At 72.8% G+C, this 18226-nt stretch carries 14 protein-coding genes and 1 tRNA gene; 10 read left to right on the top strand and 5 right to left on the bottom strand.

The genetic code is table 11. The features are described from left to right. Positions 1-168 precede the first annotated feature (168 nt). Complete coding sequence (locus tag AN215_RS15850) at positions 169-1740, top strand: NsdA family TPR-like regulatory protein (protein WP_070013641.1); 1572 nt, start codon at positions 169-171, stop codon at positions 1738-1740. A gap of 50 nt (positions 1741-1790) precedes the next feature. Here the strand turns inward: AN215_RS15850 and AN215_RS15845 are convergent, their stop codons facing one another. Then, complete coding sequence (locus AN215_RS15845; RefSeq protein ID WP_070013640.1) at positions 1791-2387, bottom strand: histidine phosphatase family protein; 597 nt, start codon at positions 2385-2387, stop codon at positions 1791-1793. Positions 2388-2601: 214 nt separating this feature from the next. Between AN215_RS15845 and AN215_RS15840 the strand changes: the two genes are divergently transcribed. The 6 genes from AN215_RS15840 to AN215_RS15815 all read left to right on the top strand — a co-directional run bounded on the left by AN215_RS15840 (position 2602) and on the right by AN215_RS15815 (position 8638). Next, positions 2602-3879, top strand: a complete 1278-nt coding sequence (locus AN215_RS15840) for a hypothetical protein (RefSeq protein ID WP_070013639.1) — start codon at positions 2602-2604, stop codon at positions 3877-3879. Further along, positions 3870-5540, top strand: a complete 1671-nt coding sequence (locus AN215_RS15835) for a hypothetical protein (RefSeq protein WP_070013638.1) — start codon at positions 3870-3872, stop codon at positions 5538-5540. Before AN215_RS15840 ends, AN215_RS15835 begins: the two co-directional genes overlap by 10 nt. A gap of 116 nt (positions 5541-5656) precedes the next feature. Beyond that, entirely contained in the window at positions 5657-6967 is a 1311-nt protein-coding gene (locus AN215_RS15830; RefSeq protein WP_070013970.1) for an AAA family ATPase, read from the top strand. 195 nt (positions 6968-7162) lie between these two features. Further along, positions 7163-7525 carry a hypothetical protein gene (locus AN215_RS15825; RefSeq protein WP_070013637.1) on the top strand — a complete coding sequence of 121 codons (363 nt, stop codon included), beginning with the start codon at positions 7163-7165 and terminating at the stop codon, positions 7523-7525. A 272-nt stretch (positions 7526-7797) separates the two neighbouring features. Further along, positions 7798-8574: a hypothetical protein gene (locus tag AN215_RS15820; protein ID WP_420856227.1), complete on the top strand. Its 777-nt coding sequence runs from the start codon at positions 7798-7800 to the stop codon at positions 8572-8574. After that, a tRNA-Lys gene (locus AN215_RS15815) sits at positions 8565-8638 on the top strand. Before AN215_RS15820 ends, AN215_RS15815 begins: the two co-directional genes overlap by 10 nt. Positions 8639-8781: 143 nt before the next feature. Here AN215_RS15815 and AN215_RS15810 read toward each other — a convergent pair. Beyond that, positions 8782-9972, bottom strand: a complete 1191-nt coding sequence (locus tag AN215_RS15810) for a M6 family metalloprotease domain-containing protein (protein WP_070013636.1) — start codon at positions 9970-9972, stop codon at positions 8782-8784. Between the two features lie 425 nt (positions 9973-10397). Between AN215_RS15810 and AN215_RS15805 the strand changes: the two genes are divergently transcribed. After that, complete coding sequence (locus AN215_RS15805) at positions 10398-12269, top strand: putative bifunctional diguanylate cyclase/phosphodiesterase (RefSeq protein WP_070013635.1); 1872 nt, start codon at positions 10398-10400, stop codon at positions 12267-12269. A gap of 7 nt (positions 12270-12276) precedes the next feature. Here the strand turns inward: AN215_RS15805 and AN215_RS15800 are convergent, their stop codons facing one another. The 3 genes from AN215_RS15800 to AN215_RS15790 all read right to left on the bottom strand — a co-directional run bounded on the left by AN215_RS15800 (position 12277) and on the right by AN215_RS15790 (position 15507). Continuing rightward, the gene (locus AN215_RS15800) at positions 12277-13413 is read right to left on the bottom strand and encodes an LLM class flavin-dependent oxidoreductase (protein WP_070013634.1); all 1137 of its coding nucleotides are present in this window, start codon (positions 13411-13413) and stop codon (positions 12277-12279) included. 120 nt (positions 13414-13533) lie between these two features. Next, complete coding sequence (locus tag AN215_RS15795; protein WP_070013633.1) at positions 13534-14277, bottom strand: maleate cis-trans isomerase family protein; 744 nt, start codon at positions 14275-14277, stop codon at positions 13534-13536. A gap of 258 nt (positions 14278-14535) precedes the next feature. Then, on the bottom strand, positions 14536-15507 hold the full coding sequence (locus AN215_RS15790) for a maleate cis-trans isomerase family protein (protein WP_070013632.1): 972 nt from the start codon (positions 15505-15507) through the stop codon (positions 14536-14538). Between the two features lie 214 nt (positions 15508-15721). On the opposite strand from AN215_RS15790, the gene AN215_RS15785 reads away from it, so the two are divergent. Both AN215_RS15785 and AN215_RS15780 read left to right on the top strand, forming a co-directional pair. Continuing rightward, a complete protein-coding gene (locus tag AN215_RS15785) occupies positions 15722-16687 on the top strand; it encodes a D-2-hydroxyacid dehydrogenase (protein ID WP_070013631.1) in 966 nt (321 codons plus the stop codon). Between the two features lie 122 nt (positions 16688-16809). Beyond that, complete coding sequence (locus AN215_RS15780; RefSeq protein WP_070013630.1) at positions 16810-18222, top strand: amidase; 1413 nt, start codon at positions 16810-16812, stop codon at positions 18220-18222. Positions 18223-18226: the final 4 nt, after the last annotated feature.

Raw genomic sequence — 18226 nt, 5'->3', positions numbered from 1 at the left:
TCCGAGCTCCTCCGCAGTGGTCATGCAGAGTTCAACGGCCCGGACCGTCAACGGGCTACGGCACACCCCGCCACAAAGGATGGCACTTCATGGCAGATGATGGGTGAGATATCCGTTTTGTAGCGGAACCCTGCGTGCTGACGGCGTCACAGCCGGTACGGTCCGGCCATGGCGTCGTCATCTTCCGCGCCGCAGGGCCCGCACCGCGCGCCCAACACGGCGTTCCGTCGGCTGCGCGGCACACTGTCGCCTGCCGAGTTCGCCGCGGCCGTACGCCGGGCGGCGCGCGAGATCGGCGAACACGTCGCGTGCGACGCCCGCTACATCGGACGGGTGGAGGCAGGCGAGATCCGCTGCCCCAACTACGCCTACGAGCGGGTCCTCCTGCACATGTTCCCGGGGCGCACGCTCACCGACATGGGCTTCGCCGACCGCGACGCCGTACGGGGCAGGGCCGCCCGCCGTACCCAACAGGCGCACGGAGGTGATAATCCGCCGACTTACCTGACGACGCGTCATACGGAATCGCGTACGCTCTTCGGTCATCACAGCAGCCCCAACAGCCCCACCAAACCTGGTAATCCCAACAATCACACCAACATCACCGGTCACAGCGGCAGCCCCGACGCCATGCAGGACTGCTCCGACTCCCTGTTCATCTGCACGATCTGTTCAGACTGTTCCGAGATCCACGAGGAGAGCGACGTGCTACGTCGCGCATTCATGACCGGCGGCCCGGCAGTCGCGATGGCCGCCATGCCGCCCCTCGGCGCCGTGGCCGCGGCCGCGGACGGCCGCACCTCGCCCGGGCGCGCCCACCGGCGCGTCGGCGAGACCGAAGCGGAAGCGCTGGAGCAAGCCGTGCGGCGCATCCGGCTCCTGGACGACCGGCACGGCGCCGACGCTCTCTACCAGCGCGCCGGCAACTCCCTCCGCTCCGCGTACGAACTCCTCGACAAGGGCACCGCCGGCCGCCAGTCCGTCACCGACCGCCTGCACAACGGCGCGGGTGAACTGGCCATCTCCGTGGGCTGGCTCGCCCACGACTCCGAGCGCTTCGACGACGCGCGCTCGCACTACGCCGAGGCGCTCGCCACAGCCCGCGTCGCCACCGACCCGGCGCTGGAGGCCCACGCCTTCTGCAACACCGCGTTCCTCGCACGCGACGCGGGCCGTCCGCGCGAGGCCGTACGAGCGGCGCAGGCCGGGCAGCAGGCGGCCAAACACCTCGGCTCCGCACGGCTGTTGTCGCTGCTCAGCATGCGCGAGGCGGGTGGCTGGGCCGGGCTCGGCGACCGTACGGCATGCCAGGAGGCGCTGAGCAGAGCGCGCGCGCTCTTCGAACGCGGTCCCTCCGACCCCGACCCGGCCTGGATGAGCTTCTTCGGCGACGCCGAACTGGCGGGCCTGGAGGCACAGTGCTGGTCGGCGCTGCACGAATTGGAGCGGGCCGCCGCGCACGCCAGGCGCGCCGTCGCACTTCAGAATCCGCACTTCGTCCGTAACAGGGCGCTGTTCACGGCCGAACTGGCGGGCGACCTCGCGGCGTTGAAGCGTCCGGAGGAGGCGGCGAAGGCCGGCGGGGAAGCGCTCGCGCTGCTGGGGCCCGTGCAGTCCTCCCGCATCCGCGGGATGCTCGGCACCGCCGCGCGGCGGCTGCGGCCGTACGCGGGAGAGCGCGCGGTCGACGCGTTCCTGGAGGAGCAGAGCCGCGCCGTGCCGAAGCCGCGTACGGCCTGAGCGCCTGGAACCGGGGGCGCGCCCTGGGCCCCCGCCCGCTCGGCTCGCGCTCAGTCCAGATGTCCCGTGTCGTTCCAGCGGCCGATCGCCGGTTCCCCGTACGCCCAGCCGAGGACCGAGAAGGAGGCCGGCGAGAGGGACAGGCATCCCCCGAACCGGACCTCCCGGCCGAGCCAGCGTGCGCCCAGCACTCGCAGAATGTGGCCGTGCGCGAAGACGAGCACGTCGCGGTCCGCCGACCGGGCCCATTCCACGACGCTGTCGGCGCGGTCGGCGACCGCGCTCATGCTCTCGCCGTCGACGACACCGTCGCGCCAGATGAACCAGTCGCTGCCGGTGTCCTCGCGGATCTGCTTCGTGGTGAGGCCCTCGTACGCCCCGTAGTCCCACTCCTTCAGGGCGTCCCACTGCGCCGCACGGTCCGCGAAGCCCGCGATGTCGCACGTCTCGCGGGCACGGGAGAGGGGGCTGGTGCGTACCTCGGCGTCCGGAAGCCCGTTCCACGGCTCACTCTTGAGGCGCTCGCCGAGCAGCCGGGCGTCACGGCGGCCCTCGTCGAGCAGGGGGACGTCGGTGCGGCTGGTGTGCTGGCCGGTCGAGGACCATTCGGTCTTTCCGTGCCGTACGAGCAGGATGCGTGGTGCCATGGGAACCCCTTCAGGCGTCGTGACGGGTCGCGTGGGCCGGCCGGTGTGTGCCGGTGCGGGTCTGCTCACGTACGGCCGACTCTGCCCTCGCCGCCACGTGGTGGCCCGTACCCTGGCCGTACGGGGTGGCAGGCGCGTCGGCGCCGGTGCGGCGTCTGTCGGTCGCGGATGCCACACTTCCGCAGGTGATGCAGTCTTCCGCGAGGCGACGCCGATGACCCACTCCGACGGCAGTCAGAGCGCCCTGCGCCGGCGCCTCGCCGAGTTGCGCGGCGGGCCCGACGTCCCGCCCCGCCCGCTGGACGCCCGCGCCCTGGCCGCGCTCGCCGCGAACCCGGGATGCCGCAGGCGGGCCCTGCTGGACGGCGCGGGTGTCGACAAGGCCGCTCTGGCAGAGGCGTTGGGGGCACCGGCTCCCTTCGGGCAGTCCCAGTTCGCCTTCGCGCGGGGCAACTCCTTCGAGGCGAAGGTCAAGGCCGACGGTGGGGCCGAGCTGATCCGGCTGCTGTGCGCCAGTACGGGCGAGACTCCGCCCGAGCCGGGTGAAGTCGCCCTGCCGGACCTCTCCGCCGACGGTCCCTCGGGCCGGACTGCCCGTACGCGCCTGGCACTTGCGCCGTCCCGGGCAGGAGACGAGGCGGCAGCGGGAACGGCGGAAGGCGGCACGGCTGCCGAGGGCGGATGGGCGCTGCTCTTCCACCCGATGCTGGCGCTCGACGTCGCCGGTTCGACGGCCTATCTGGAGCCGGACGCCATCGCCGTACATCCGGACGGCAGTTGGACGGTCGCCGAGATCAAGTCCTTCCCGGTGCTGGACGGTTCGGCGGACGCGGCGAAGGTCGGGGCCGCCGCACGCCAGGCCGCGGTCTACGCACTGGCTCTGGAGGAGTCGGGCGTGACAGGCGAGGTGCGGGAGCAGGCCCTGCTGGTGTGCCCGAAGGACTTCTCCAACCTCCCCACCGCGCACGGCATCGACATCCGCAAGCAGCGCGCCGCCACCCGCCGTCAGCTCGCCCGTCTCACCCGCCTCGAAGAGATCGCCGCGGCGCTTCCCCGTGAGACGGTCTTCGACCCCGCCCGGCCGGCGCCCGAGCTGATCTCCGCTGTCGAGTCGGTCCCCGCGGCCTACGCCCCCGAATGCCTCTCCACCTGCGAACTTGCCTTCCACTGCCGCGACCGGGCGCGCGCCGCCGGCGCGGTGGAGTCGCTGGGCCGGTCCGTGCGGGGTGAGCTGGGCGGCTTCACCACGATCGACGCGGTCCTGTCGGCGGCGGGCGCACCACACACCGGCGGGGGCGACGCCGCCGGTGCGGAGAGCGGACAGGACGCGGGCGCGGGCGGGAACGCAGGCGCGGGCCCCGGTGCGGACACCGGCCACGCCGGTGCTGGGTCCGGCGACCCCGCGGCGGTCGCCCTGCGCCGCGCGGCGCGGCTGCGCGCGGAAGCTCTGGGAGCCGGCCGCACCGACAGCCGGGTGACACCGTGTCGTTGATGTCCGCGCTCGCCCGCATGGAGGCCGCAGCGGCCGGTCTGGCACAGCCCAGAGCGACCGTCCGTCACCGGCGTCTTGCCGAACGGCCCCTGGTCTTCGTCCCGTTGACCACCGCGGGAGAGGCGGGGGCCCCGCTCGGGGCGATGGCCGGCACCGAACGCGAGTCGCCCGTACTGCTGGTCGTACCGCAGCCGCGGGACCGCGATCTGCGCTTCGCCTTCCTGGCCCGTCTCGCCGGCGTCGTGCTGCCGCACCTGGAGTCGGCGCAGGACGAGATCGAGTGGGAGGAGCGCAAGGAGACCGACCCCGAGACCGGCAAGAAGGAGACGGTCCAGGTCGAACTGTGCGTGGACGCCCCGCAGTTGATCGTCCCGAACGGTCCGGGCGCCGACTTCGTACGGCTGCTGGGCCGTTCCATGCGCTTCCGGCGTACCGCCGAGGAGGACCCGGAAGGCCCCTACCCCGCTCCCCCGGGCGTACCGCTGCTCGGCCGCTGGCTGACGCTCTACGGTGAACGGGCCCGTGTCCCCGGCTCGTCACTCCTGCTGTCCATGACCGAGCTGCTGTCGCGGCACTGGGCCACGGGCCAGAGCGCGCTGGAGGACCAGCACCTCGGTGCGCTGCTGGCGTGGATCGATCCGCCGGAGGGCCTGAGCGGCGGTGAGGCCGCGCTGCGCGCGGAGGTCGGGAGGGACTCGGCGGGGCAGTTGCTGTGTCCGCCGGCCGGCCCTGCCACGGACCCCGCGTTCGACAACAGGCTCCTGGCTCCCGCGATCGACCGTTTCGACGCGCGCCTCCCGGGCGCCGAGGACGAGGTGAGGGAGCTGGTCGCCTCCCAACTGCGGCCCGCCTGGGACGCGGTGTGGCGCGGGATCGATCTGCTGCGGACGCTGCCGGAGGGCGAACGCGTCACGGAGCGCTTCAAGCGTGACCGCTGGTCCTACACGGCGCACCGCGACCGTGTACGCAGCGGGGAACCGCCGCAGCCCCGCCGCGACGACGCGGTGACGGCTGCCGCCAAGCTCGCGCAGCGTGAGCGGGAACAGGCCCGGCTGGAGGCGCAGGAAGCGCTCGACGACCCTCTCGTCATGGCCGAACGCCGGTTCGCGGGCGAGGCGTTCGCCGGCGAGGTCACCGCGGTGGAGATGGCGTACTCCGAGGGGAAACGGGCCATGCCGCGCCCCCTGGTCACGCTTTCCACGGACGACCGGCCGCATCTCGGCGGGGGCGTCAAGGTGCACCGTGCGCTGGTCGAAGGGGCCCGTCAGAGCGCCGAGTTCGTGAGGTACGAGACGGAGGGCGACGGGGACGGGGATGCGGATGCGCCCAGGGCCGGCGACGGGACCGGGACCGGCACCGGGGACGCCACCCTGGTGACGCTGCGGCTGACCAGCGGCATGGGCCGCGGCAAGGAGCCCGCGCCCGGCACCGTTCCGGAGAAGGGCGAGCGGCTGTGCTGGACGCTCTTCGAGCACACGCCTCGCGGCGGCCCCGAGCTGCCCGAGGTGGAGGACACCCCGTGGACGCACGGCGGCCCGCCCGCCGAACCGGCACCCGCCGGCGTGCCCGCGCCACGCGGCACGACCGCCCCGGGGGCTGCCCCCACGGCGCCACCGCAGCCGCCCCTCCCCGACCCCGTCACCAGCGAGGATCTCCTGTGAGCGCGCCGCCCCGCCCGTACGGCCCCGGTCCCGGTGAGGCCGCATCCGGCGAAGCCGTCCCCGCCGGGGCTCATGATCCGGACCCCGGTGCCGCCGCTTCCCGGGCCACGGACGCGATCCTTCACGACACGCTGCACAGCTCCCGCCGCGGCGTCGTCGTGGACTCGCCGCCCGGTGCGGGCAAGTCGACACTCGTCGTCCGCGCAGCACGCGAACTCGCCGCTGCCGGACGGCCGTTGATCGTCATCGCGCAGACCAACGCCCAGGTCGACGACCTCACGGTGCGGCTTGCCGCCGCCGACCCGGAGCTGGCCGTGGGACGGCTGCACAGCAGCGAGTCGCACCCGTACGATCCGGCGCTCGACGCCTGTCCGACCGTCGTCACCTCCGCGAAGGCCGGCGATCTCGCCGGGCTGCCCGTCGTGCTGTCCACCGCCGCCAAGTGGGCCTGGGTGAAACGGGGCGAGGGGCAGCCGCGGTGGCCGCACGCGATCGTGGACGAGGCCTACCAGATGCGCTCGGACGCCCTGCTCGCCGTGGCCGGTCTCTTCGAGCGGGCGCTCTTCGTGGGCGATCCGGGCCAGCTCGATCCGTTCAGCCAGGTCGGCGCGGAGCAGTGGGCGGGGCTGACCCACGACCCGTCCGCCAGCGCCGTGACCACGCTGCTGTCGCACAATCCGGATCTTCCGCAGCACCGGCTCCCCGTCTCGTGGCGGCTTCCCGCCTCGGCGGCGCCGCTGGTCTCGGAGGCCTTCTACCCGTACACGCCCTTCCGCAGCGGCAGCGGCCCGTGCGACCGGCGTCTGGCCTTCGACGGCCCGGCGGACGGTTCGCCCGCCGACGAGGTGATCGACGAGGCCGCCCGTTCCGGCTGGGGTCTGCTGGAGCTGCCGCCCCGGATCACGCCGCGTACGGACCCGGAGGCCGTCGGCGCCGTCGCCCGGGTCGTGGGCCGGCTGCTCGCCCGCGATGGGGCCACGTCCGACGAGCGTTCGGCCGGTACGTCTCCGCTCACCGCGGCCCGCGTCGCCGTCGGCACGGCGCACCGCGACCAGGCCGCCGCCGTACGGTCCGCGCTCGCCGGGCTCGGTCTCCCCGGAGAGCTGCGCGTCACGGACGTCACTGTCGACACGGCGAACCGGCTGCAGGGCCGCGAGTTCGACGTGACCGTCGTCCTCCATCCGCTCTCGGGCCGCCCCGACGCGACGGCGTTCCATCTGGAGACGGGCCGGCTGTGCGTGCTCGCCTCACGGCACCGGCACGCGTGCATCGTGGTCTGCCGCGCCGGGGTCTCGGAGCTGCTCGACGACCACCCCGGCACCGAGCCGGTCCAGCTGGGGGTCACCGTGAAGTTCCCGGACGGCTGGGAGGCCAACCATGCGGTGCTCTCGCACCTGTCGGCGCACTCGGTGCCGTGGCGCGCCTGAGGTCCCCGGCGTGCCGAGCGCCGTCAGCCGCTGAGCCCTGCGAGACCCCTGACGGAGCCCCTGGAGGAGCGCCTTCGTCCGGGCGTGCGCCGCGCCTGCGCCGCGCGTGCGCCCGAAGCCGTACGCGGGCCGACCTGCACAGCGAACCGCCGGCGCGGGACAATGGCCGCGGCCACGACTCATGGAGGTAGGCACATGCCCGAGCCGAACCCGGCTCCGGACCCGCGCGGGAGCGCCCCGCGCTTCCGCCGTCCGGTGCCCCTGCTCTTCGAGCCGTCGGAGAGCAAGGAGGACTCCGAGCAGTTCTTCGACCTGGACACGATCACGGACCCGCGCGAGCTGCTGGAGCGTTCGACCGAGCTGGCGCTGGCGTTCCGTGCCGCCGCCGACCGTGCCGTGGAGTTCCAGGCGATGGCGGCGGCGCAGCTCGCCGACCCCAAACGCTTCGACCGGCTCTCGGACGCGGCCGTCGCCGAACGGGGCGAGTGGTCCGAGGACTACGCCCGGAAGATGATCGAGTTCGGCCGGGAGCTCCTCGCGGACCGCGGACCCCAGTAGGCGGCCGTGGCCGCTGGTTCCGTCGCCGCCGCCCGCCGGGTCCGGCGTGGGGCCGCAGGGACGGGTGCGGTCGCGGTGGCCGGGGCACCGGCCGCAGCCGGCGCACAAGGACGGCCGGAATCCGCCTTGCACCCGCGCGGAGAAACCGGTCGCCGTCGCCCCAAGTGATCAACCGTGAGCGGGGCGTGCACAATACTTCACCACGGCCCCGCTTGTCCGATTTTCTGTTCAAAGTTCAAAACAGAACAGCATGTCCGGTACATCTGTTCTTCATGAGTGACTGGCAGCGGGACGACATCCCTCAGCGCCCCCACCCCGCCGGCGACCCCGGCGTCTTCGGACTCACCTCCGACCCGGCACCCCACGGCTCCATGTGCGCCCCCACCCCCGGCGCGTCCTGCGTCACGCGGGCAGGAGCCGACTGGCTCGCCTCCGCCTGCAGCCTGCCTGCCAGCGTGCACGCGCTGTGGACACACCGGCCCGCCTCCCCGAGCGCCCTTCCCTGCGGAACCGCCTTCGACGTCGTGAGCGCGCCGCCGCTCCCCGGCCGCCTGATCCTGGAGCGCTTATGGGCCAGCGGCCCCGGCAGCGGACCCGTCGCCTTCCACCGGGGCAGGGTGCTGCTCTTCGCCGCCACCGGTACGGCTCAGCGGCTGCCCGCTCTGCTGAGCTGGGGAGAGTGGCGAAGGCCACAACGAACCTTGCCGGCCACCGCTGCCGAAACGTTCCCCTCGCTGCTCTGCCTCGGCCCCGGCGACTCCGTGACCATCCCGGCCCTCCACGGTGAACACCAGGGCGACCAGACGGCCGGGGAGGCAGAGGCGGCGCCCGCCCGGTCCCGCTGGCTCGTCGCGCCGGACGTCCGTCTCCCCTGGCTCCCCGGCCCCGAGGTCCTCCTGCGCGCGTGCGTCGGGCCTCGCCCCGGCCGCCTCGCTCCGCACCCCCGTGCTTCCGTACGTGCAGGTCGGGGGCCCGCGAGCGCCGAACAACCGATTTCCGGAACAGCGGACCGTGATGCTAAGGTCTACGACGTCACCAGGCGCCGTTAGCTCAGTTGGTTAGAGCAGCTGACTCTTAATCAGCGGGTCCGGGGTTCGAGTCCCTGACGGCGTACGTGCACAGCGAAGGCCCTCTCGCCCGAGGCGAGGGGGCCTTCGGCGTGCGGGCCCTGGGCCGCCCGGCTCGGGCACGCCCCCGTCACGGCGGACGCCCGGCACCTCGGCCTCCCCCGCCTCCCCCGCCGCCCCCGCCGGGCCCTAGGCGTCGCCGTCCTGCCGCGTCACCTTCACCCGCCACGTGTCGTCCGCCGTGCGCCGGGTGACCTCCACCCGTACCCCGCCGCCACGGTCCGTCGTATAGCTGTCGCCCTCCCCCAGCGGCGCGTCCGCGAGCGACGGGTAGACCGAGCCGTCCGAGCAGCCGTGGGTGCCGGGGTGGCCGTCCACCACCTTCACCGGCCCGTACGTCGAGGCGCGGTCGCTGCGGACCCAGTACAGGAGCACGCCCTCCGCGCACAGCCCCCGGTCGTTGCCCTCCGAGCCGCGGGCCTCCATCGCCAGCGCCTCGTGCTGTCCCGTACGTACGACCGCCAGCCGCCGGTCGCCCCGGCCGCCCACCGGGTGCGCGGCCAGCGAGCGCAGCGTGTGCGACGTGGCGCCGCCGCCGGACGGCACGCAGCTGACGTTGCGCCGGGTCAGCCACCCGAGCTTCCACTTCTCCCACGCGAAGAGATCGGGCGCGAGCCCGAACTGGCTGCCCATGAGGTCCCAGTCCCCGACGTACGTGTCCCAGTCGGCCAGCCCCGAGGCCGGCCGCTGGTAGAGGTCGGGCAGGTCGAAGGCGTGACCGGTCTCGTGCGCGAGGACGTGGCGGTCGGGCGGGCTCTGCTCGAAGACGGTGACGAGGCGGCGCAGCTCGGTGCCGTCGGCCTCGATGGGGGTCTCGAGGTTCACGACCTTCGTGGCGTCCGAGTCGACGCCGCCGGCGTCCGGATCGGCGACGAGATAGACCAGGTCGTAGCGGCTGAAGTCGACGCTCGGGTCCGCGGCGGCGACGGCGTCCCGCAGGTAGTCGGTGCGCTGCCGCTCCTGCCAGTCACGCCTTATCCCGTACGAGCGGGAATCGGAGGGCATCCGGATCCAGCGCTTGCCGGCGTGGGTGCGCAGCTGGAACTTGCCGTAGGAGGCGCGTCTGTAGAAGTCGGACGTGGCCGGGAAGTGGTCGGCGGTCAGCTCCCGGGGCGTCGTCATGGGGCGGGAGTCGGGGAAGGAGAGGAAGAGCATGGCGGCGTCTATGCGGTTCCGCGGGCGCGGATAGGCCGGGTCCCAGCTGTCCACACCGAGGGAGTGGTGGGCGGCGGTCCTCGGCAGGGCGCACGGTGCGGCCACGGCGACGGCGGTGATCGGCCCGGCGAAGAGCCCCATCCCTATGAAGGCCGTCAGTGCCATGAGGACCGCTCCCGCGCGGCGCCATCCGCACCGCACGGAGGTGGGTCTCCGCGAGCCGTGCTTCGTAGAACGCGCCACGTGTGGACCTCACTGGGGCAGGGGGCAAGACCCTTCAACCGTTGCCCGTAATGCCCGCTAAGTCCTGTTCCGTTAGACCATGCGCGTGAGCGGCAATATGGCTACTGTGTGTGATGCGCTGCCTTACGCGGTCGGCCCCGTTCCCGCACCCGTGCCGGAACGGTCACCCTCGCGTTCACTCTTACGTCCCACGCGCACCAACGCCCCGGTGGGACGCCGTGGTTACTGGCTCCGCTCAAGCACGAACCTCTATGATCGGCACATTTCCAGCGCGGATCGCCGAGCAGCGCCCCGGGCCGACCGCCCGTCCGATCCGCACGCGACGAGCCCCCCGGCGGGAGCGATTGGTGAACGGACCCCTCGAAGGACCGGGCAGGAACTCCGGCGAGAACACCGGGACTTCACCGCAGAAGATCACTCAGCGTAGCCTCGCGCGAGGTGGCCGGCGCGGCACGACGGAGCTGCGGAGCCGGAAGCGGGACAGCGACTTCCGCGCCGCCTTCAACGCCGCGCGCCTCGCGATGGCCATCGTCGACCGCGACGGCAGAGTGGTCAGCGCCAACGACGCCCTCGGCGCTCTCCTGGGCGCCCCGCCGGAGGCGCTCGTCTCCACCTCCGTCACCGACCTGCCCTCGCTGGGCCTCGACGGAAACGCCGTGCGGAGGGTCCTCGACGGGGGCGGTCCGCGGTACCCGGTCGCCCCCCGCGCGGGCGGCGGCACCGCCCCGCCCGCCGGCACCGCCCCGCCCGCCGGGACCACGCGCGAGCCGGTGCCCGTGAGCTGCACGCGGCGCCTGAAGAATCCCGACGGGCACACCCTCTGGGCCGAGATCTCGCTCATGCCCACCGCGCACGACGGCGAGACCCTGCTGTCGGTGGCCGACGTCAGCGAAGAGCGCGACCTGCGCGACCGGCTCCGCCACCTCCAGATGCACGACCCGGTGACGCGCCTGCCCAACCGCACCCTCTTCTTCGAGCGGCTGGCGACCGCCCTGTCCGACACCGCGACCGGCCGTGTCGGCATCTGCTACCTCGACCTGGACGGGTTCAAGGCGGTCAACGACACCATGGGCCACCGCGTCGGGGACGAACTGCTCGACGCCGTGGGCCGGCGGCTCATCCAGTGCGCGGAGGACGGCGGCCAGCGGCACCTGGCGGCACGCCTCGGCGGCGACGAGTTCGCGGTGCTCGTCGACGGTTCCACCGGTACGGAACAGCTGACCGCCCTGGCCGACGCCACCCTGAAGGCCCTTCAGCAGCCCTTCGACCTGGGCGGGCAGCGGCTCACCGTCTCCGCGAGCATCGGCGTCGTCGAACGTGAGGCCGAGGGCACGGACCCGACGGAGCTGATGCAGGCCGCGGACACGACGCTGTACTGGGCGAAGGCCGACGGCAAGGCGCGCTGGACGCTCTTCGACCCGGAGCGCAACGCCCACCGGATGACCCGTCAGGCGCTGTCATCCGCGCTGCGCGGCGCCGTCGAACGGGGCGAGTTCGTACTGGACTACCAGCCGATCGTCGGCTTCGACGACGACCGGTTCGTGGGCGTCGAGGCGCTGGTGCGCTGGCAGCATCCGCAGTTCGGAAAGCTCGGACCTAACCGTTTCATCGGCCTCGCCGAGGAGAACGGCGCGATCGTCCCGCTCGGCCGGTGGGTCCTGGAGGAGTCGTGCCGCCAGGCGAGGAGCTGGATGCTGGGTCACCCCGGACCGCCGGTCTACGTGAGCGTGAACGTGGCGGTGCGCCAGGTGTGGGACTCCGACCTCGTCGCGGACGTCCGAAGCGTGCTGGAGAGGACGGGGCTGCCTTCGGGACTGCTGCAGCTGGAGCTGACCGAGTCCGCGGTGATGGGCTCCGCCGGCCGCCCGCTGCAGGCGCTGCAAGCCCTGAGCGAGATGGGTGTCCGCATCGCCATCGACGACTTCGGCACCGGCTATTCGAACCTGGCGTATCTGAGCCGTCTCCCGGTGCGTCTGCTGAAGCTCGACGGCAGCTTCGTACGGGGCTTCCGCGCGGCACGGCACCCGAACCCGGCGGACGAGACCATCGTCACGGCGCTGGTGCGCCTGGCACACCAGCTCGGCATGACGGTGACCGCCGAGTGCGTCGAGAACGCGGCACAGGCCGACCGCCTCCGCCGGATCGGCTGCGACACCGGGCAGGGCTGGCACTACGCCAAGCCCATGCCGGCCCACTGCATCGCGGCGCTGCTGCGCTGAGCGTCTGTCAGGGCAGTTCGTAGGCGTCCGCGATGAGCGCGTAGGAGCGGACGCGCGCCGACGGGGTGTGGACGTTGGCGGTGAGCATCAGCTCGTCGGCGCCGGTGCGCTTGACGAGGGCGTCGAGCCCTTCGCGTACGGCGTCGGGGGTGCCGTGTGTGACGTTGGCGAGCCAGCTGTCCACGAAGTCGCGTTCGGCCGCGCTGAACGCGTACGCCGCCGCCTCCTCCGGGGAGGGGACGAGGCCGGGCCGGCCGGTGCGCAGACGCAGCATGGCGAGGGCGCCGGTGAGCACCTGGCGGCGGGCCTCCGCTTCGTCGTCCGCGGCGAGAGCGGCGGCGCCGATGAGCGCGTACGGCTCGTCCAGTACGGCGGAGGGCCTGAAGCTGTCGCGGTATAGGTCCAGAGCGGGCAGCGTGTTACGGGACGAGAAGTGGTGCGCGAAGGCGAACGGCAGCCCCAGACGGCCCGCGAGTTCGGCGCTGAAGCCGGACGAGCCCAGCAGCCAGACCGGTGGACGGGAGACCTCGCCCTGCACCGGCCCCGGCACGGCGTGGATGCGCGAGTAGCGGTGGCCGTCGGGGAAGTCGTCGTCGAGGAAGCGGATCAACTCCGCGAGCTGCTGCGGGAATTCGTCCGCTCCTTCCTGTAGTTGCCTGGGACCCCCACCCACGCCCGAAGGGCTGTGGGGGAGGCGCAGGGCCGCGGCCGTCGCGCCGTCGGTGCCGGGCGCACGTCCGAGGCCGAGGTCGATGCGGCCGGGCGCGAGGGCCTCCAGCGTGCCGAACTGCTCGGCGATGACGAGCGGAGCGTGGTTGGGCAGCATCACTCCGCCCGAGCCGAGCCGGATGCTGTCGGTGCGGGCGGCGAGGTGGGAGAGGATCACGGCCGGCGAGGAGCTGGCGACGCCGGGCATGGAGTGGTGCTCGGCGACCCAGTAGCGGGTGAAGCCGCGCCGCTCGGCGAGGCGCGCGGTCTCGACGGTGGCCCGCAGCGCGTCACCGGAACTCAGTCCGACGCCCACGTTCGCCAGGTCCAGCACCGACAGCGGGACCGGGGCCGCGCCCCTCGCCTCACCGCGTATGCCGTCCCCGCTGTCCCTGCCGGTGTCTGCTGCGCTGCCTGTGACGTGGCCCTCTGGCACGGGTGCCGCCCTCCGCTTGCTGTTGCTGCGTCCAGCACTCGTCAACGGCGGACGGCACCCTTTCTCTTCCCGCCTCCTCCCGGGCCTGTCGCCTCCCGGCCCGGTCCCCGCCGTCGTGCGTCAGGCCGTGAAGAGCGTGCCCAGCGCCGGGACGCGCACGGAGACGTCCAGCAGCCGCAGGCCTTCCCAGGTGGTGACCTGGTTCGCGGTGAGTACGGGCTTGCCCAGCGCGTCCTCGATGTCCTCGATCCACGCGGCGGTGTGCAGGGCGGTGTCGGGAAGCAGCACGGCCTGTGCCTCCGGGTGGTCGCCGCCACGGGCGAGAGCCAGGACCTCGTCCTTGCCCCACGTGCCGACCTCCGCGGCGGTGATGATGCCGCTGCCGCGCATCGAGACGACCTCGCTGCCCGCCGCCTTGAGGAAGGCGGTGAAGAGTTCGCCGACGTCCTCCGGGTAGGTCGCGCCGATGGCGACGCGCTCGGCACCCAGGGCCCGTACGGCGTGGGCGAACGCGAAGGAGGTGCTGGAGGCGGGCAGCCCGGCGGTGGCGGACAGCTCCCGCACCTGCGCGTGCGCGCCGTCCCAGCCGAAGACGAAGCTGGCGCTGGTGCACGCCCACACGACGGCTTGGACGTCGCGCTCCTTGACCTCCTCGACCTTCGCGGCGAGCCGCTTGGCCGAGCCCATCTCCAGCAGCGCGTCGGCGCGGTGGGCGTCCTCGCCGATGTCGGTGTGCACGAGCGGCAGCCGGACGTCCGCACCGGCGTCCGAGAGGATTCGCTCAAGCCGCGGGTAGTCGTCCTCCGCCGAGAAGCCCGGGTAGAGGAATCCCACCGCCTGCGACTGTGCTGCCGCGTTCGCCATCTACGCCTCCTGAGGTGTCGCCGGTTGACCGTGATGTGTGGTGGCAGGTGTGCGCGCCGGCCGCTTCCGTACTGGACGTTCCGGCGCGTGCTGCCGAGTGTCGCTCACCTCCCGCCCGTACGGTCCGCGCGAGCTTTCACGCACGGACGTACGGCGAGGGGGCGGCGGGCACGGACGGGCGCCGGACACTCCGTCCGGCGCCTGTTTGTCGGGGGTGCACCCCGCGGGGCGGGGTGCCGCATCTCACACGGGCGGGGGTCACACCGGCGGCTGGTTGCCGCCGCCCCACTCGTCCGTGTAGCCGCTGGTGAAGCCCTGGTCGAACCCGTCCAGGGGCTCGCCGCTCTCGGTGCCCGCGCTCGCCAGAGCCGCCTCGGGCTCGACGGGACGGACCGGCTCGGCCGCCTCGGCGGGCTGGACCGGCTCGGCCGGCTCCTCGGGCCTGCTGACCGGCAGGGTCGGCGACGAGTTCATCGCCGCGGGACCGCGGCGGGCCACCGGGTCGACCAGCGCCTGGTACGGGCCCACCGCTTCCTTGCCGATGCGGCGCAGCGCGTCCCAGAGCGTGACCTGGTTCGCGGAGAGCACCGGCATGCGCAGCTCCGCCTCCAGCTGCGGGATGACGTCGTACGTCGGCAGGTTGGTGCAGCTGATGAAGAGAGCGTCGGGAGCGTCCCCGGCGACGGCGTCGCGTGCCATGTCCACGACGTCCCGGTAGGGCACCCGCCAGATCTCCTTGGTCAGCCCGAGATAGCTGCGGCCGGTGACCGCGATGCCCGCCTCCCCGAGGAAGTCCTCCAGCGAGTCGGTGACCGACTTCGTATAAGGGGTGACGACGGCCACGCGCCGGGCCCCGATCTCCTGGAGCGCCGCCAGCAGCGCACCGGAGGTGGTCAGGGAGGGGATCTCGCCGGCCTCCTCCATGGCCGCGGTCATCGACCGCTCACCGGCGCCGCCTCCGACGAAGCTGCCCGACGTGCACGCGTAGGCGACGACCTCCGGGGCAACCGCATACAGCGCCTGCACGCCCTCGCGCAGGGTCTCGTGCTCACTTACGAGGCGAGCCTGGTCGAGGCTCACCTCGACGGGCACAAAAGGGGTTCGTGTGAGGTGCAGTGACACATCGTCCGGCACCCAACGCCACAGCTCCCGATCGAGTGCGAAGTCGAACGGGGCGACAATTCCGACACCGCGTTGTGGCTGCGGTCCGCCGAGGAAGGAGACATCCATGGGTGAGCCCCAAAGAACGGAGGGGTGGCCTACGGCCAGAAAGGGAAATGAAAGCCGGTCATTAGCCGGAACGCCGGGACAGATGCCTTCATTGACGACGGTAGTTCGCGCTACCTACCGTGGTCAATCCTTGCATGTACGCCATCTTCCCGCCGCCGAGTTGAGCCATCCCGACCACCCAACCGCCCCCTAGTTTCGAAGTGGTTTCCTGCCGATGACCGAGCCCGTACTTCTTGTCCTCGACGATGATCCGCTGCCGCGGCTCGACCGCCTCGCCGGCCGCGCCCGCGTCGTACACGCCGACGAGAAAAGCCTGGTCGAGAAGCTGCCGACGGCGGACGTACTGCTGGTGTGGGACTTCCTCTCGGACGCGGTCCGGCACGCCTGGCCGGGGGGCGGGCGGCGGCCGCGCTGGGTGCACACGCCGAGCGCCGGGGTCGACCGTCTGCTGCCCGAGCTCGCCGCCTCACCTGAGACCTTGGTCACGAACGCGAGAGGGGTCTTCGACCAACCCATTGCCGAATACGTGGCAGGGCTGGTTCTAGCCATGGCCAAGGATTTCCGGGGCAGCTGGGAATTGCAGCGGCAACGTCTCTGGAAGCACCGCGAGACGAAAAGGGTCGGTGGCTCTCGTGCCGTTGTGGTCGGGTCCGGGCCAATTGGCAGAACTATCGGCCGGACGCTGAAGGCGCTCGGCGTCACCGTCGACCTCGTGGGCCGTACGGAGCGGGCGGACGATCCGGACTTCGGACGTGTCCACGGCAACTCCGCGCTGGGTTCGCTGCTCGTCGGAGCCGACTGGGTCGTGTGCGTCGCGCCGCTGACGGAGGGGACGCGCGGGCTCTTCGACGCGGGGGCCTTCGCGCAGATGAAGCCCGGGGCGCACTTCATCAACGTCGGCCGCGGCCAGCACGTGGTCGAGGACGACCTCGTGGAGGCGCTCCGGGCGGGCCGGATCGCGGGCGCGGCTCTGGACGTCTTCGCGGAGGAGCCGCTCGCCGCGGACAGCGGACTCTGGGACGTGCCCGGGCTCCTGATCTCGCCGCACATGAGCGGTGACACGATCGGGTGGCGGGACGACCTCGCCGAGCAGTTCCTCGACAACTTCGACCGCTGGGAGGCCGGGGAGCCCCTGCTGAACGTGGTCGACAAGGACCTCGGCTACGTCCCCTCCACCTGAGCACGGCCGGTACGGGCACGCTCCGGCGCCGCCCGCTGCCCGCGGCACCCCCGCTCCAGGCCATCCCTCCGGCCACCCCCGGCCACCCCTGGCCGCCCCCGGCCACGACTCGAAAGGCTCCCATGTCGGATCTCAGCAGCCTCACCGCCGGACGGCTCCTCGCCGGGTACGGCAACGGGGACTTCTCCCCCGTCGAGGCGACCCGCGCCGTGCTCGAACAGGCCGAGAAGGTGCAGCCCCATGTGAACGCCTTCGTCAGCATCCTCGCCGACGAGGCCCTCGCGCAGGCGCGCGAATCGGCGGAACGCTGGCGCCGCGGCGAGCCGATGGGTCCGCTCGACGGTGTTCCGGTGACGGTGAAGGACATCCTGCTGCTGCGCGGCCGGGCCACCCTCCGCGGCTCCTGGTCCTCCTCCACGGAGGGCACCTGGGAAGAGGACGCGCCCTCGGTGGCGCGCATGCGCGAGGCCGGCGCGGTCTTCGCCGGCAAGACCACGACCCCGGAGTTCGGCTGGAAGGGCGTGACGGACAGCCCGCGGCACGGCATCACCCGGAACCCGTACGACACCTCCCGTACGGCCGGCGGCTCCAGCGGCGGCGGCTCCGCGGCAGTGGCGCTCGGCGCCGGGCCCCTGACGCTCGGGACCGACGCGGGCGGATCGGTGCGCATCCCGGCCGCCTTCTGCGGGATCTTCGCCCTCAAGCCGACGTACGGAAGGGTGCCGATCTATCCCGCCAGCGCCTTCGGCACGCTCGCACACGTGGGCCCGATGACCCGGGACGCGGCGGACGCGGCGCTGCTGATGGACGTGATCTCGCAGCCGGACGCCCGCGACTGGTCCCAGCTGGCACCGCCGCAGGGCAGCTTCCGTGAGTCGGTGAAGGGCGGGGTGCGCGGACTGCGCGTCGCGTACTCGCCGGACTTCGGCGGCCGGGTCGAGGTCGAACCGGACGTCGCCGCCGGAGTGCGGCGCGCGGTGGAGCGGCTGGAGGAGCTGGGCGCGGTCGTCGAGGAGACCGATCCCGGATTCGAGGACCCGATCGAGGCCTTCCACTCCCTCTGGTTCGCCGGTGCGGCCCGCGTGACGCAGTACTTCACCGACGAGCAGCGTGAGGCGATGGACCCCGCGTTGCGGGAGGTCTCCGAGGACGGCGCCGCGCGCAGCGCCCTCGACTACCTGGCCGCGGTCGACGTCCGCATGGCGCTGGGCAAGCAGATGGGCGTCTTCCACGAGAAGTACGACCTTCTGGTGACTCCGACGACACCGGGCACCGCCTTCGGCGCGGGCCTGGAGGTGCCCGAGGGCGCCGGCTACCGGCGGTGGACGGAGTGGACGCCTTTCACCTACCCGTTCAATATGACGCAGCAGCCCGCCGCCTCGGTGCCCTGCGGGCTGGACGGCGACGGGCTGCCGATGGGCGTGCAGCTGGTGGCCGCACGCCACCGGGACGATCTGGTGCTGCGGGCGTCGCACGCGCTGTACGAGGCGGGAGCCGCGGAGATCCCGGCCCCCGCCCTGGCCGGAAGCGCCTGAGGCG

Source organism: Streptomyces abyssalis, assembly GCF_001751365.1.
In the GTDB taxonomy this organism is placed as follows: Bacteria; Actinomycetota; Actinomycetes; order Streptomycetales; family Streptomycetaceae; genus Streptomyces; species Streptomyces abyssalis.
This window is presented reverse-complemented; position numbering and strand designations above follow the sequence as displayed.

Excerpts from the sequence above, each read along its gene's own strand:
- AN215_RS15850 (WP_070013641.1), top strand. The coding sequence starts at position 169 with ATGGCGTCGTCATCTTCCGCGCCGCAGGGCCCGCACCGCGCGCCCAAC.
- AN215_RS15845 (WP_070013640.1), bottom strand. The coding sequence starts at position 2,387 with ATGGCACCACGCATCCTGCTCGTACGGCACGGAAAGACCGAATGGTCC.
- AN215_RS15840 (WP_070013639.1), top strand. The coding sequence starts at position 2,602 with ATGACCCACTCCGACGGCAGTCAGAGCGCCCTGCGCCGGCGCCTCGCC.
- AN215_RS15825 (WP_070013637.1), top strand. The coding sequence starts at position 7,163 with ATGCCCGAGCCGAACCCGGCTCCGGACCCGCGCGGGAGCGCCCCGCGC.
- AN215_RS15820 (WP_420856227.1), top strand. The coding sequence starts at position 7,798 with ATGAGTGACTGGCAGCGGGACGACATCCCTCAGCGCCCCCACCCCGCC.
- AN215_RS15810 (WP_070013636.1), bottom strand. The coding sequence starts at position 9,972 with ATGGCACTGACGGCCTTCATAGGGATGGGGCTCTTCGCCGGGCCGATC.
- AN215_RS15795 (WP_070013633.1), bottom strand. The coding sequence starts at position 14,277 with ATGGCGAACGCGGCAGCACAGTCGCAGGCGGTGGGATTCCTCTACCCG.
- AN215_RS15790 (WP_070013632.1), bottom strand. The coding sequence starts at position 15,507 with ATGGATGTCTCCTTCCTCGGCGGACCGCAGCCACAACGCGGTGTCGGA.
- AN215_RS15785 (WP_070013631.1), top strand. The coding sequence starts at position 15,722 with ATGACCGAGCCCGTACTTCTTGTCCTCGACGATGATCCGCTGCCGCGG.
- AN215_RS15780 (WP_070013630.1), top strand. The coding sequence starts at position 16,810 with ATGTCGGATCTCAGCAGCCTCACCGCCGGACGGCTCCTCGCCGGGTAC.